The organism is Pseudomonas sp. CFBP 13711 (assembly GCF_014842265.1).
Classification (GTDB): Bacteria; Pseudomonadota; Gammaproteobacteria; order Pseudomonadales; family Pseudomonadaceae; genus Aquipseudomonas.
The window spans coordinates 135,001-149,008 of sequence record NZ_JACYVI010000006.1 but is presented as its reverse complement, the minus strand read 5'-3'; the positions used below and the strand labels follow the sequence as shown (position 1 = coordinate 149,008).

Sequence of the window (14,008 nt, the reverse complement as noted above, 5' to 3'; positions counted from 1 at the left end):
AGTCGCAGAACCGGCGGGAGTGAGCTTGCTCACGAAGAGGCCAGGACATTCATCCTCTTTCTCTGGGGCTTGAAGCAGGTCTTTGTGAGCAAGCTCCCAACGGGAAAGGCACCGCCCACTAATCGGCCCGGTGACATCAAACGCCAAGCCAGTCCTGACATTGCGTTATCATGCGCGGCCTGAATTTTTGCGCTAGGTGAGTAGTAATGCTGGCACATGTGCTGCCGGAGCGTGGATGAACGCTGCGGTCGACGATGATCTCCCCCTGTCCCTGACCCGCACCGGCGTGCGCCCTGCCGATCGCCTCGGGTTTACCCTGATGATCGCCGCACTGGTGCATCTGGCGGTGATCCTTGGCGTCGGTTTCACCTACGTCAAACCGGAAAAGATCAGCCAGACCCTGGAGATCACCCTCGCCCCCTTCAGAAGCGACACCAAGCCCAAGGACGCCGACTTCCTCGCCCAGGAAAACCAGCAGGGCAGCGGCACCCTCGACAAGAAAGCGGTGCCCAAGACCACCGAAATCGCCCCGTATCAAGACAACCAGATCAACAAGGTCACGCCACCGCCTGCCGCCAAACCGGTGATCAAGCAGGACGCGCCGAAGACCGCTGTCGCCACGAAAGCGCAGTCTCCGCAGAAGACCGTCGCCAGGCGCGATGAGGTCAAGCCGGAAGAACAGAAGAAGGTCGCGCCGACCATCGACAGCACGCAGCTGAACAGCGAAATCGCCAGCCTCGAAGCCGAGCTGGCGGATGAGCAGCAGGCGTACGCCAAGCGTCCGAAGATCCACCGCCTGAGCGCGGCCTCAACGATGCGCGACAAGGGCGCCTGGTACAAAGAGGACTGGCGCAAGAAGATCGAGCGCATCGGCAACCTGAATTACCCGGATGAAGCCCGCCGCAAGCAGATCTACGGCAGCCTGCGGATGATGGTCTCGATCAACCGCGACGGTTCACTCTACGAAGTGCTGATTCTGGAGTCATCAGGCCAGCCGCTGCTGGATCAGGCGGCGCAGAAGATTGTCCGCCTGGCAGCACCCTTTGCGCCGTTCAGTGGCGATCTGGCCGATATCGACCGGCTCGAGATCATCCGCACCTGGAAATTCGCGCGCGGGGACAAGCTGTCGAGTAATTGATCAGCCAATGCCGTGCAATATGAAACCTGACCTGCGTCGCGATTTATCCGCCCGTGAGTCGGTTCTGCCAGTTGTCACAACAGCCCCGCGACGCCACACTAGGGCTCATGAAAAACGTCTCTCCGTCGTACCTCAAACACCAGTTTCTGATCGCCATGCCCCACATGCACGATGAGAACTTCGCTCAGACCTTGACCTACATCGTCGAGCACAATGCCAATGGCGCCATGGGTCTGATCATCAACCGACCGCAAAGCCTGTCGCTGGCAGACATTCTGGAACAGCTGCGCCCCGAATTGCCGCCACCTGCGCGCTGCAAGGACATCGCCATTCACCTTGGCGGGCCGGTGCAAACCGATCGAGGGTTCGTCCTGCACCCTTCCGGCCAGGTGTTCCAGGCGACCGTGGACCTGGGCGGCATTTCGCTCTCGACCTCTCAGGACGTCCTCTTCTCCATCGCAGATGGCTACGGCCCTGATCAAAATCTGATCACCCTAGGCTATGCCGGCTGGGACGCCGGCCAGCTTGACGCCGAGTTCGCCGCCAATGCGTGGCTCAACTGCGCATTCGACCCGGCGATCCTTTTCGACGTCGAAAGCGAAGACCGCCTCGACGCCGCTGCCGCCAAACTGGGCGTCAACCTCAATCTGCTGACCAGTCAGGCGGGTCACGCCTGATGGCCGGACTGCGTCTGTTACTGGGATTCGACTACGGCACCAAACAGATCGGCGTGGCAGTCGGCCAGGTGATCACCGGGCAGGCCCGCGAGCTTTGCACATTGAAAGCGCAGAACGGCGTGCCGGACTGGGACAAAGTGCAGGCGCTGATTACCGAATGGAAACCGGACGCCATCGTCGTCGGCCTGCCGCTGAATATGGACGGCACGCCGAGCGAGATGAGCGCACGCGCCGAGAAGTTTTCGCGCAAGCTCAATGGCCGCTTCAACCTGCCGGTCTACACCCACGACGAGCGCCTGACCACCTTCGAAGCCAAGGGCGAACGCGCCTCTCGCGGCCAGCACGGCAGCTACCGGGACAATCCCGTGGACGCCATCGCCGCAGCGCTGCTGTTGCAAAGCTGGCTGGAAGCCAACGCCGCGCTGTTTGAAACCTGATCCATCTACGCTGAACCGAATTCGATTTACCCAGGACGTTCGTGCAGCGCACGCCGGGGCACCTGAAGGAGCAACCATGAGTCTGCCAAATCCCGCCGAACTGATCAGCCAGATGGCGATTGATCTCAACGCGCACCTGAACAAACGCGGCATCCAGGAGCCTCGCTTCATCGGCATTCGCACCGGTGGCGTGTGGGTCGCGCAGGCGCTCCTTGAAGCCCTCAACATCCAGTCGCCGCTGGGCACGCTGGACGTCTCTTTTTACCGCGACGACTTCAGCCAGAACGGCCTGCACCCGCAAGTGCGCCCTTCGGAACTGCCGTTCGAGATCGAAGGCCAGCATCTGGTGCTGATCGATGACGTGCTGATGAGCGGGCGCACCATTCGTGCGGCGCTCAACGAACTGTTCGATTACGGCCGCCCGGCCAGCGTGACCCTGGTGTCGCTGCTGGATCTGGACGCTGCCGACCTGCCGATCCGGCCAAACGTGACGGGCGCGACCCTGTCACTGGGGCCGAATGAACGGGTCAAGCTGTCCGGGCCAACGCCGCTGACGCTCGAACTGCAAGACCTCTCCACCGATTCCGCCGCCCTCTAAGAGTCCTTTGCGATGACGCCTCTCGACGCCAAGCGCCCGCTGCAACTGAACCATCAGGGCCAGCTGCAGCACTTTCTCTCCCTCGACGGTTTGCCCCGCGAACTGCTCACCGAAATCCTCGACACCGCCGACTCGTTCCTGGAAGTCGGCGCCCGCGCGGTGAAGAAGGTCCCGTTGCTGCGCGGCAAGACCGTGTGCAACGTGTTCTTCGAGAACTCGACACGCACCCGCACCACGTTCGAACTGGCGGCCCAAAGGTTGTCGGCGGACGTCATTACGTTGAACGTATCGACCTCCTCGACCAGCAAGGGCGAGACGCTGTTCGATACGCTGCGCAACCTTGAAGCCATGGCCGCCGACATGTTCGTGGTGCGCCACGGTGACTCCGGTGCGGCGCACTTCATCGCCGAACATGTCAGCCCTCAGGTCGCGATCATCAACGGCGGCGACGGCCGCCATGCGCACCCGACCCAGGGCATGCTGGACATGCTGACCATCCGTCGCCACAAGGGCAATTTCGAAAACCTCTCGGTGGCGATCGTCGGCGATATCCTGCATTCCCGCGTCGCGCGCTCGAACATGATCGCGCTCAAAGCGCTGGGCTGCCCGGACATCCGCGTGGTCGCGCCAAAAACCCTGCTGCCAGTGGGCGTCGAGCAATACGGCGTGAAGGTCTACACCGACCTGAACGAAGGCCTGAAGGACGTCGACGTGGTGATCATGTTGCGCCTGCAGCGCGAGCGCATGTCGGGCGGCCTGCTGCCGAGCGAGGGTGAGTTCTACCGGCTGTTCGGCCTGACCACCGCGCGCCTGGCCGGCGCCAAGCCCGATGCCATCGTGATGCACCCGGGCCCGATCAACCGCGGCGTGGAGATCGAATCAGCCGTAGCGGACGGTGCGCACTCGGTCATTCTCAATCAGGTGACCTACGGCATTGCCGTGCGCATGGCCGTTCTGTCCATGGCCATGAGTGGCCAAACCGCACAACGTCAGTTCGAGCAGGAGATCGCCCAGTGAAGTTCAGCATCCTCGGCGCTCGCGTCATCGACCCTGTCAGCGGTCTGGATCAAGTCACCGACATCCATCTTGAAGCGGGGAAGGTTCTCGCCCTCGGCGCGGCACCTGCCGGCTTCAGCCCTATGGAAACCATCGACGCCGCCGGCCTGATTGCTGCCCCCGGGCTGGTCGACCTGAACGTGTCGTTGCGCGAGCCCGGTTACAGCCGCAAGGGCAATATCGCCAGCGAAACCCGCGCAGCGGCGGCCGGCGGCGTCACCAGCCTGTGCTGTCCGCCGCGTACAAAACCGGTTCTCGACACGTCCGCCGTCGCCGAGCTGATCCTCGACCGCGCCCGCGAAGCCGGCCACAGCAAGGTCTATCCGATCGGCGCGTTGAGCAAGGGTCTGGAAGGCGAGCAACTGGCCGAGCTGATTGCCCTGCGCGACGCCGGTTGCGTGGCGTTCACCAACGGCATGGTCAATTTCCGCAGCAACCGCACGTTGTGCCGCGCGCTCGAATACGCGGCGACGTTCGATCTGACCGTGATTTTCAATTCCCAGGACCACGACCTTGCTGAAGGCGGCCTGGCCCACGACGGCCCGACGGCTGCGTTTCTGGGTTTGCCGGGCATTCCGGAAACGGCTGAGACGGTGGCACTGGCGCGTGACCTGCTGCTGGTCGAGCAAAGCGGTGTGCGCGCCCATTTCACGCAACTGACCAGTGCGCGCGGCGTGGCCTTGATTGCCCAGGCGCAGGCGCGAGGCCTGCCGGTGACCGCGGACGTGGCGCTGTATCAGTTGATCCTGACCGATGAAGCACTGACCGGCTTCTCGAGCCTGTACCACGTGCAGCCGCCGCTGCGCACCCGCGCGGATCGCGACGCATTGCGTGAGGCGGTGAAGTCGGGCGTGGTGCAGGCGATCTCCAGTCACCACCAGCCCCACGAGCGTGACGCGAAGCTGGCCCCGTTCGGCGCGACCGAGCCGGGCATCAGCAGCGTGGAGCTGTTGTTGCCACTGGCGATGACGCTGGTCGAAGACGGCCTGCTGGACCTGCCGACGCTGCTGGTACGCCTTAGCTCCGGACCCGCCGCTGCGCTGCGCCTGCCGGCCGGAACGCTGATTGCCGGCTCGCCTGCGGACCTGGTGCTGTTCGACCCCGCTGCGTCGACGGTGGCGGGTGAGAAATGGCTGTCGAAAGGCGAGAACTGCCCATTTCTGGGCCATTGCCTGCCAAGTGCCGTGAAGTACACGTTTGTGGATGGGCGGGTTAGCTATAACGGGTGAGACGCCCAACCTCAGGCAGACGTTGATTATGTGGGAGCGAGCTTGCTCGCGAAGGCTTACTTTCAGCCTCAGAGAAAATGGCTGAATGCACCGGCCCCTTCGTGAGCAAGCTCGCTCCGACAGGTTTTGTGTCGCGCCCTACCGTCAGCGATGACGCACCTCATCGTGGGGTGACGTCTCTCACTTCCACGGACGAGCCCAAAGCAACCTCTATTACCGGCGGGCGTTCTTCACCGAGATCTGGTCATTCAGCGTCCAGAAGTCGTACAGCACGCCCAGCAGCGCCAGACCTCCCGTGAACAGGTAAATGATCCCGGTGATCCATTTGCCCTGATACATCCGGTGCACGCCGAACACGCCCAGAAAGGTCAGCAGAATCCAGGCGAGGCTGTAATCGGTCGAGCCTGCGTTGAATCGCAGGTCCGCTTCCCGATCCATCGCAGGGATCAGGAACAAGTCGATCAGCCAGCCAATGCCAAACAGGCCCAGCGTGAAAAACCAGATCGTGCCGGTCACCGGCTTGCCGTAATAAAAGCGATGCGCCCCGGTAAATCCCACAATCCAGAGCAGATAGCCCATGACCTTGCTATGGGTGTCCGGACGTTGAACGTCGGGTTGATAGGTGTTCATTGTTGACCTCGCTTGCTGCAATAGAAAAAAATATGCGTAAGTTTTGTGACTTTCGTGACGCCGTCCGACGTATGGCTTGAACCTCTTTTCAATCGTGCAAACCCTTGTTCTGCAAGGTGATCAGCGCACTGAGATGACGATTCTGCAGCCAAAACTGACTTTGAGGGCAGTAAATTGTTCGACAAGGGGGCTCAGAATTTCGCAAAAAGCTGTTATAAAGTTGCGCGCTGACCAACAAGAGCCCTGCCTAATGCGTCCATTTTTCAAGACATGGCTGACTATTTGTCTATTTATGCCACTGGCCGCCCACGCCACCAATCGTGAGCAAACGCTTCCACCGAGCTTCACCGGTTTCACCGCCAGGTCCGAGTCGCCGGAATTCGTTTCACGCAACATCGCTGCTCAACGAGCTGCAATGGCTGCACTGGAACAGACGGCTACTCCACTCGAGACCTCTGGCAAGCGAGCCAAAGCTGTTAAGGGAAAACCATCCCGCAGCACTCGCAAGATTTCGCAGAACACTGTCGCCCTGGCCAACACGGCGCAGATGGGTACCAAACAGAGCAGCACCGTGGTCAACCGGGCCGTTAACGCCATCGGTACACCTTATCGTTGGGGCGGCACCAGCCCAACAAAAGGGTTCGACTGCAGCGGACTGGTGAAATACGCCTTCAACGACGTGAGCGAAGTCGATTTGCCGCGCACGTCCAACGCCATGGCCGAAGGTCACGGGCAGAAGGTTGACCGCAAGGATTTGAAGCCGGGCGACTTGCTGTTCTTCAACATCAAGAGCCGCACAGTGAATCACGTTGCGATTTACCTCGGCAACGACCGATTCGTTCACGCGCCACGCCGTGGCAAATCCGTGACGATTGACACGCTGAAGAAGCCGTATTGGGACAGCCATTACGTCGTCGCCAAGCGTGTGCTGCCAAAGCAGCCGCCGAGTCAGAAAGGCACCGTGCGCATCGCCCAGCGCTGATCGCACCCGCCGCCTGAAAAACACTGTGTGGAGCGAATTCATTCGCTCCACACAGTCGTTTGTATTCCTGATCAGAAATTATCAGGCGTCTTCGCCTTCTCCCGCGCACTCTCGCGCGTGATCAGCCCCTTGCTGATCAGGTCCTTCAGGCACATATCCAGCGTCTGCATCCCCAGCGATCCCCCGGTCTGAATCGACGAGTACATCTGCGCCACTTTGTCCTCGCGGATCAGGTTACGGATCGCCGACGTGCCGATCATGATCTCGTGGGCCGCAACCCTACCTCCGCCGACCTTCTTCAGCAGCGCCTGAGAAACAATGGCGTGGAGCGACTCGGAGAGCATCGAGCGGATCATCGACTTCTCCTGCGCCGGGAACACGTCGACGATACGGTCGATGCTCTTGGCTGCGGACGTGGTATGCAGCGTGCCGAACACCAAGTGGCCGGTTTCTGCCGCCGTCAGCGCCAGACGAATGGTTTCGAGGTCGCGCAGCTCACCCACCAGAATCACGTCAGGGTCTTCCCGCAGTGCCGATCGCAGCGCTTCGGCGAAGCCGTGGGTGTCGCGATGGACTTCGCGCTGGTTGATCAGGCTTTTCTTGGACTCGTGTACGAACTCGATCGGATCTTCGATGGTGAGAATGTGGTGATGCTTGTTGCTGTTCAGATAGTCGACCATGGCAGCCAGGGTGGTCGACTTGCCCGAGCCGGTCGGACCGGTGACCAGAACCAGGCCGCGCGGCACGTCGGTAATCTTGCGAAACACTTCGCCCATGCCCAGCTCTTCCATGCTCAGGACCTTCGACGGAATGGTCCGGAACACGGCGCCCGCACCGCGATTCTGGTTGAACGCGTTGACCCGGAAGCGCGCCACCCCCGGGACTTCGAATGAGAAGTCTGTTTCCAGATCTTCTTCGAAGTCCTTGCGCTGCTTGTCGTTCATGATGTCGTAGATCAGCCCCTGAACCTCTTTCTGGTCCAGTGCGGGCAGGTTGATCCGCCGCACATCGCCATCGACGCGGATCATCGGCGGCAGGCCGGCAGAGAGATGCAAGTCCGACGCGCCTTGCTTGGCACTGAAGGCCAGCAGCTCGGTAATATCCATACAGCTCCTCATCACATAGAATGCCGCAGACTTTAGCCCTGCTGGCGCAAATCAATGTCCACGATAGCAGAGAACATTTCAACGCTCGCCGAGCGAATTCGTAGCGCGGCGCAAGCGGTACAGCGCGACCCGGCGTCTGTCGGCCTGTTGGCGGTGAGCAAGACCAAGCCGGCGAGTGATCTGCGGGAAGCCTACGACGCCGGCCTCCGCGATTTTGGCGAAAATTACCTTCAGGAAGCCCTCGGCAAACAGGCCGAATTGAGTGACCTGCCCTTGATCTGGCATTTCATCGGCCCCATCCAGTCCAACAAGACTCGCGCCATCGCCGAGCACTTTGCCTGGGTGCATTCCGTGGACCGTCTGAAAATCGCACAACGGCTGTCCGAACAGCGTCCGCCGGAACTGCCGCCGCTGAACATCTGCATTCAAGTCAACGTCAGCGGCGAGGCCAGCAAGTCAGGCTGCAGCCCTGAAGACCTGCCTGCATTGGCCCAGGCCATCAGCGCGCTGCCGAATCTGAAACTGCGCGGCCTGATGGCCATTCCCGAACCCACCGATGACCGCGACGAACAGAACGCTTCGTTCGCCGCCGTCAGCACGCTGCAGGCGCAACTTGGCCTGCCGCTGGACACGCTTTCCATGGGCATGAGCCACGACCTCGAAGCCGCCATCGCACAAGGCGCGACCTGGGTGCGGATTGGCACTGCCCTCTTTGGCGCCCGCAATTATGGGCAGCCTTAACCTTTGCCCCACAGGAAACCGTTCATGAGCAAAACCCGTATCGCGTTCATCGGCGCCGGCAACATGGCCGCCAGCCTGATTGGCGGCATGCGCGCCCAGGGCGTCGACGCTGAGCTGATTCGCGCCAGTGACCCTGGCGCAGAGACCCGCGAGCGCGTGGCAAAAGAACACGGCATCAAGGTGGTCGCCGACAACGCCGAGGCCATTGAAGGCGCCGATGTGGTGCTGTTGGCGGTCAAGCCGCAAATGATGAAAGCCGTGTGCGAAGCACTGAAGCCGGCGCTCAAACCGCATCAACTGATCGTATCCATCGCCGCCGGGATTACCTGCGCCAGCATGCGGTCGTGGCTGGGCGAGCAGCCCCTCGTGCGCTGCATGCCGAATACCCCGGCCCTGTTGCGCCAGGGCGTCAGCGGCTTGTACGCCACGACGGATGTCACCCCGGCGCAGCGCGAGCAGGCCGAGATGCTGCTGTCGGCGGTCGGGATTGCACTGTGGGTCGATGAAGAAGCCCACATCGACGCCGTAACGGCGGTGTCGGGCAGCGGCCCGGCGTATTTCTTCCTGCTGATCGAAGCCATGACGGCCGCAGGCGTCAAACTCGGCCTGCCGGCTGACGTTGCCAGCAAGCTCACCCTGCAAACCGCACTGGGCGCTGCACTGATGGCGACCGGCAGCGACGTCGATGCCGCTGAACTGCGTCGCCGTGTGACCTCGCCTGCGGGCACCACCGAAGCGGCCATCAAATCGTTCCAGGCCGATGGCTTCGAAACAATTGTGGAGAAGGCGCTGGGCGCCGCTGCACATCGCTCCGCCGAACTCGCCGAACAGCTGGGCAAATAAGGAACCACTCATGAATGCACTCACCGGCGCCACGATTTTCGTCATCCAGACGCTCATCAGCCTGTACCTGACCATCGTTCTGCTGCGCTTCGTGCTGCAGCTGGTCAAAGCCAACTTTTACAACCCGCTGTGCCAGTTCGCCGTCCGTGCGACCCAGCCGTTGCTCAAGCCTATCCGGCGCATCGTGCCGAGCGTCTTCGGGCTCGATACTTCCTCGCTGCTGCTGGCGATCGTCATTCAGGCGCTGTTGATGGCCTTCGTACTGATGATGACCTACGGCACCATTGGCGATATCCCGCACCTGTTGATGTGGTCGATCATCGGCATCACGTCGCTGCTGCTGAAGATCTTCTGGGTCGCGATGATCATCATGGTTATCGTGTCGTGGATTGCTCCGGGCAGCCACAACCCGGCCGCCGAGCTCGCCTACCAGATCAGCGAGCCTATCCTGGCGCCGTTCCGTCGCATCATCCCCAACCTGGGCGGCATGGACATCTCGCCGATCTTCGCCTTCCTGGCGATTCAGGTGCTGCAGTCCTACGTCATGCCTGAACTGGCGGCCTACGCCGGCATGCCGCAAGAGCTTTGGCGGTTGATCTGACTGCCGCCGCATGCAGCCAATGAGAACGCGGTAACTCTGACAGCAGGACCGGCCTCAGCCGGGAAGCTTTAGATCTTGGGGCGACGGCGCCAGCAACCGTCGCCTTTTTCCCCAGTCGGATGAATGTCGCGCCGGCAAAAATCCAAAGCGTCACCCTCCGCGAAATCAGCCATTTACTTTGTTGCCGCACCCCCTCGCGATCTTTAGACTTACGCCTCATTTCAGCGAGAGCAGGTCGATGTCCACGGTCTTTCCCAAAGATTCTGTCGGTCTAGTCACGCCGCAAACGGCGCATTTCAATGAGCCGCTGGCCTTGGCCTGCGGACGCTCGCTGCCTGCCTACGACCTCATCTACGAAACCTACGGCCAGCTCAATGCTGCCAAAAGCAACGCGGTGCTCATCTGCCACGCGCTGTCGGGTCATCACCATGCAGCGGGCTACCACAGCGCCGAAGACCGCAAGCCGGGCTGGTGGGACAGCTGCATCGGCCCCGGCAAGCCCATCGACACCGACAAGTTCTTCGTCGTCAGCCTGAACAACCTCGGCGGCTGCAACGGCTCCACCGGCCCCAGCAGCCTCAACCCGGAAACCGGCAGGCCCTTCGGCGCCGACTTCCCGGTGTTGACGGTCGAAGACTGGGTGCACAGCCAGGCGCGTCTGGCCGACCGGCTGGGCGTCGATCAATGGGCCGCCATCGTCGGCGGCAGCCTGGGCGGCATGCAGGCGCTGCAATGGACGATCACTTACCCCGAGCGCGTGCGGCACTGTCTGGCGATTGCCTCCGCGCCCAAGTTGTCGGCGCAGAACATCGCGTTCAACGAAGTCGCGCGGCAGGCGATCCTGACGGACCCGGAATTCCACGGCGGCTCGTTTCAGGAACACGGCGTGATTCCCAAGCGCGGCCTGATGCTGGCGCGCATGGTCGGGCACATCACTTACCTGTCCGATGACTCGATGGGTGAGAAATTCGGCCGCGGCCTGAAAAACGAAAACCTCAACTACGACTTCCACAGCGTCGAGTTTCAGGTCGAGAGCTATCTGCGTTATCAGGGCGAGGAGTTTTCCGGGCGTTTCGACGCCAACACCTACCTGCTGATGACCAAAGCGCTGGACTACTTCGATCCGGCCGCCAACTTCAACGACAACCTCGCAGCCACCTTCGCCAATGCCAGCGCCAAGTTCTGTGTGATGTCGTTTACCACCGACTGGCGGTTCTCCCCGGCCCGCTCGCGGGAGTTGGTTGATGCGCTGATGGCGGCGAAAAAGGACGTCTGTTATCTGGAAATCGATGCGCCCCAGGGCCACGACGCCTTCCTGATCCCGATCCCGCGCTATTTGCAGGCCTTCTCCAGCTACATGAACCGAATTGCACTCTGAGGACACCATGAGAGCCGACCTGGACATCATCCAAGACTGGATACCGGCTGGCAGCCGTGTGCTCGACCTCGGCTGCGGCGACGGCGAATTGCTGTCCTGGCTGCAGCAGCACAAGCAAGTGACGGGCTATGGCCTGGAAAATGACGCCGACAACATCGCCCGTTGCGTGGCGCGGGGCGTCAACGTCATCGAACAGGATCTGGACAAGGGGCTGGGCAACTTCGCCAGCAACAGTTTCGATGTCGTGGTGATGACCCAGGCGCTTCAGGCCGTGCACTACCCGGACCGCATCCTTGATGAAATGCTGCGCGTGGGCCGTCAGTGCATCATCACCTTCCCCAACTTCGGGCACTGGCGCTGCCGCTGGTACCTGGCGAGCAAGGGGCGGATGCCGGTTTCCGAGTTCCTGCCGTACACGTGGTACAACACGCCGAACATCCACTTCTGCACCTTCGAAGATTTCGAAGAGCTGTGCCGCGGTCGCTCGGCGAAGGTCATTGATCGGCTCGCGGTCGATCAACAGCACCGGCACGGCTGGGCCAGCAAGCTTTGGCCTAATCTGTTGGGTGAAATCGGCATCTATCGCGTCAGCAGCCCGGGCTTGCAGGACCATCAGATAGCCGTGTGACCGGTGCCGCAGGGCAGTAAACCCCTGCCAGCCAGCGTTAGCACCCAAGTGAAGAAAGCGGGCGACAGCAACGCAACGGGCTCAGCTTCAATCAGCGGATTTAAACGCAGCAGTTTTCGCGCAGCCGATTTATACGGACTCATCATGAATCTCACCCAGCTTGTACTGGCCAGCCACAACGCCGGCAAACTCAAAGAACTTCAGGCCATGCTCGGCGCCAGCGTACAGCTGCGCTCGATCGGCGAGTTCAGCACCGTGGAGCCCGAAGAAACCGGGCTGTCGTTCGTCGAAAACGCCATCCTCAAAGCGCGCAATGCGGCGCGAATTTCCGGCCTGCCGGCGCTGGCCGATGACTCGGGGCTGGCGGTGGATTACCTGGGCGGTGCGCCGGGCATCTACTCCGCGCGTTACGCCGACGGCCAGGGTGATGCGGCGAACAACGCCAAATTGCTGGACGCCCTCAAGGACGTCCCCGCCGAACAGCGCGGCGCCCAGTTCGTCTGCGTTCTGGCACTGGTACGCCACGCCGACGACCCGCTGCCAATTTTATGCGAAGGCCTATGGCACGGGCGCATCCTCACATCCGCCAGCGGCGAACACGGCTTTGGTTATGACCCGCTGTTCTGGGTGCCGGAGCGCAACTGTTCAAGCGCCGAACTCACCCCGGCCGACAAGAACCAGATCAGCCACCGCGCCCGCGCCATGGCCATCCTGCGTCAGCGTCTGGGGCTGAGCCCTGATCAGCAATGACTCAGGACTCCACCACCCGGCCGCTGATTCTGGGCGCGGCCGGTTTCTCCTCTGAGCAGCCACGGGCCCCGCTCGCCGAGCTGCCACCGCTGTCGCTGTACATCCATATTCCGTGGTGCGTGCGCAAATGCCCGTACTGCGATTTTAACTCCCACACCGCGAGCCCGGTGTTGCCGGAGCAGGAATACGTCGACGCGTTGCTGGCCGACCTCGATCAGGACCTGCCCCACGTTTACGGCCGCGAGCTGAGCACGATTTTCTTCGGTGGCGGCACGCCCAGTCTGTTCAGCGCCGACGCGCTGGGCCGTTTGCTGCGCGGCGTGGAACAACGCATCCGTTTCGCGCCCGACATCGAGATCACGCTGGAAGCCAACCCTGGCACCTTTGAGCAGGTGAAATTCAGCGCTTATCGCGGCCTGGGCATCAATCGGCTGTCGATCGGCATCCAGAGTTTTCAGGAGGCCAAGCTCAAGGCGCTGGGGCGTATCCATAACGGCGATGAAGCCGTGCGCGCCGCAGACATGGCCCGTCGGGCGGGTTTCGATAACTTCAATCTGGACCTCATGCATGGTCTGCCGGATCAGTCCCAGGAAGACGCCCTCGGCGACCTGCGGCAGGCCATCGCCCTCGCCCCGACGCACCTGTCCTGGTATCAGCTGACCCTTGAGCCGAACACCGTGTTCTGGAATCAGCCGCCCACGCTGCCGGAAGATGACATCCTCTGGGACATTCAAGAAGCCGGTCAGACGCTGCTTCGGGAAAACGGCTACGGCCAATACGAAGTCTCGGCCTACGCGCAGCCGGGACGCGAAGCGCGGCATAACCTGAATTACTGGAGCTTCGGGGATTTCATCGGGATCGGAGCGGGCGCCCATGGCAAGCTCAGCCACCCGAACGGCCGCATCATTCGCACCTGGAAAACCCGGCTGCCCAAGGATTACCTCAATCCGGCCAAGGCCTATCAGGCTGGCGAAAAGCTGCTGCCACTGGATGAGATGCCGTTTGAATTCCTGATGAACGCCCTGCGCCTGACAAAAGGCGTGGACGCTGCATTATTTCAGCGCCGCACCGGTCTAAGCGTCGATTCGCTCGCCAGCGCCCGTCTTGAGGCGGAACAACGCGGCTTGCTGGAAACTGATCCGTCACGGCTGGTGGCGACCGCTCGCGGCCAGTTATTCCTCAACGACCTGCTGCAGCACTTTCTTCTGTAAGGC

General features: G+C 61.6%; 16 protein-coding genes. 14 read left to right on the top strand and 2 right to left on the bottom strand.

What is annotated here, in order from left to right:
• Positions 1-235 precede the first annotated feature (235 nt).
• From IFT47_RS13455 to IFT47_RS13430, 6 genes are all read left to right on the top strand, one after another.
• On the top strand, positions 236-1,138 hold the full coding sequence (locus IFT47_RS13455; protein ID WP_192172974.1) for an energy transducer TonB: 903 nt from the start codon (positions 236-238) through the stop codon (positions 1,136-1,138).
• A 107-nt stretch (positions 1,139-1,245) separates the two neighbouring features.
• Complete coding sequence (locus IFT47_RS13450) at positions 1,246-1,815, top strand: YqgE/AlgH family protein (RefSeq protein ID WP_192172975.1); 570 nt, start codon at positions 1,246-1,248, stop codon at positions 1,813-1,815.
• Positions 1,815-2,252 (top strand): Holliday junction resolvase RuvX, encoded by a 438-nt coding sequence (gene ruvX / locus IFT47_RS13445; protein ID WP_192172976.1) that lies wholly within the window; start codon positions 1,815-1,817, stop codon positions 2,250-2,252. Before IFT47_RS13450 ends, ruvX begins: the two co-directional genes overlap by 1 nt.
• A 76-nt stretch (positions 2,253-2,328) precedes the next feature.
• The gene (pyrR, locus tag IFT47_RS13440) at positions 2,329-2,850 is read left to right on the top strand and encodes a bifunctional pyr operon transcriptional regulator/uracil phosphoribosyltransferase PyrR (RefSeq protein ID WP_172610020.1); all 522 of its coding nucleotides are present in this window, start codon (positions 2,329-2,331) and stop codon (positions 2,848-2,850) included.
• 12 nt (positions 2,851-2,862) lie between these two features.
• Entirely contained in the window at positions 2,863-3,867 is a 1,005-nt protein-coding gene (locus IFT47_RS13435; RefSeq protein ID WP_037018862.1) for an aspartate carbamoyltransferase catalytic subunit, read from the top strand.
• The gene (locus tag IFT47_RS13430; RefSeq protein WP_192172977.1) at positions 3,864-5,135 is read left to right on the top strand and encodes a dihydroorotase; all 1,272 of its coding nucleotides are present in this window, start codon (positions 3,864-3,866) and stop codon (positions 5,133-5,135) included. The genes IFT47_RS13435 and IFT47_RS13430 overlap by 4 nt, the downstream gene beginning before the upstream one ends.
• Positions 5,136-5,348: 213 nt before the next feature.
• Here IFT47_RS13430 and IFT47_RS13425 read toward each other — a convergent pair whose 3' ends face one another.
• Positions 5,349-5,765 (bottom strand): NINE protein, encoded by a 417-nt coding sequence (locus tag IFT47_RS13425; protein WP_133775604.1) that lies wholly within the window; start codon positions 5,763-5,765, stop codon positions 5,349-5,351.
• A gap of 250 nt (positions 5,766-6,015) precedes the next feature.
• On the opposite strand from IFT47_RS13425, the gene IFT47_RS13420 reads away from it, so the two are divergent.
• Positions 6,016-6,747, top strand: a complete 732-nt coding sequence (locus IFT47_RS13420) for a C40 family peptidase (protein ID WP_192173226.1) — start codon at positions 6,016-6,018, stop codon at positions 6,745-6,747.
• Between the two features lie 71 nt (positions 6,748-6,818).
• On the opposite strand, the gene IFT47_RS13415 is transcribed toward IFT47_RS13420, so the two are convergent.
• Entirely contained in the window at positions 6,819-7,853 is a 1,035-nt protein-coding gene (locus IFT47_RS13415) for a type IV pilus twitching motility protein PilT (RefSeq protein ID WP_192172978.1), read from the bottom strand.
• A gap of 54 nt (positions 7,854-7,907) precedes the next feature.
• Here IFT47_RS13415 and IFT47_RS13410 point away from each other — a divergent pair, with 54 nt between their 5' ends.
• The 7 genes from IFT47_RS13410 to hemW all read left to right on the top strand — a co-directional run bounded on the left by IFT47_RS13410 (position 7,908) and on the right by hemW (position 14,005).
• Positions 7,908-8,594: a YggS family pyridoxal phosphate-dependent enzyme gene (locus IFT47_RS13410; RefSeq protein ID WP_192172979.1), complete on the top strand. Its 687-nt coding sequence runs from the start codon at positions 7,908-7,910 to the stop codon at positions 8,592-8,594.
• A gap of 24 nt (positions 8,595-8,618) precedes the next feature.
• A complete protein-coding gene (gene proC, locus IFT47_RS13405) occupies positions 8,619-9,437 on the top strand; it encodes a pyrroline-5-carboxylate reductase (RefSeq protein WP_192172980.1) in 819 nt (272 codons plus the stop codon).
• A gap of 10 nt (positions 9,438-9,447) precedes the next feature.
• Positions 9,448-10,038: a YggT family protein gene (locus tag IFT47_RS13400; RefSeq protein WP_192172981.1), complete on the top strand. Its 591-nt coding sequence runs from the start codon at positions 9,448-9,450 to the stop codon at positions 10,036-10,038.
• Between the two features lie 238 nt (positions 10,039-10,276).
• Positions 10,277-11,416, top strand: coding sequence for a homoserine O-succinyltransferase MetX (gene metX / locus IFT47_RS13395; protein WP_192172982.1), 1,140 nt, complete (start codon positions 10,277-10,279; stop codon positions 11,414-11,416).
• 7 nt (positions 11,417-11,423) lie between these two features.
• Positions 11,424-12,044 carry a methionine biosynthesis protein MetW gene (metW, locus tag IFT47_RS13390; RefSeq protein ID WP_192172983.1) on the top strand — a complete coding sequence of 207 codons (621 nt, stop codon included), beginning with the start codon at positions 11,424-11,426 and terminating at the stop codon, positions 12,042-12,044.
• Positions 12,045-12,185: 141 nt separating this feature from the next.
• Positions 12,186-12,794, top strand: coding sequence for an RdgB/HAM1 family non-canonical purine NTP pyrophosphatase (rdgB, locus tag IFT47_RS13385; RefSeq protein WP_192173227.1), 609 nt, complete (start codon positions 12,186-12,188; stop codon positions 12,792-12,794).
• Positions 12,791-14,005: a radical SAM family heme chaperone HemW gene (gene hemW, locus IFT47_RS13380; protein ID WP_192172984.1), complete on the top strand. Its 1,215-nt coding sequence runs from the start codon at positions 12,791-12,793 to the stop codon at positions 14,003-14,005. The genes rdgB and hemW overlap by 4 nt, the downstream gene beginning before the upstream one ends.
• The last annotated feature ends 3 nt before the right edge of the window (positions 14,006-14,008 follow it).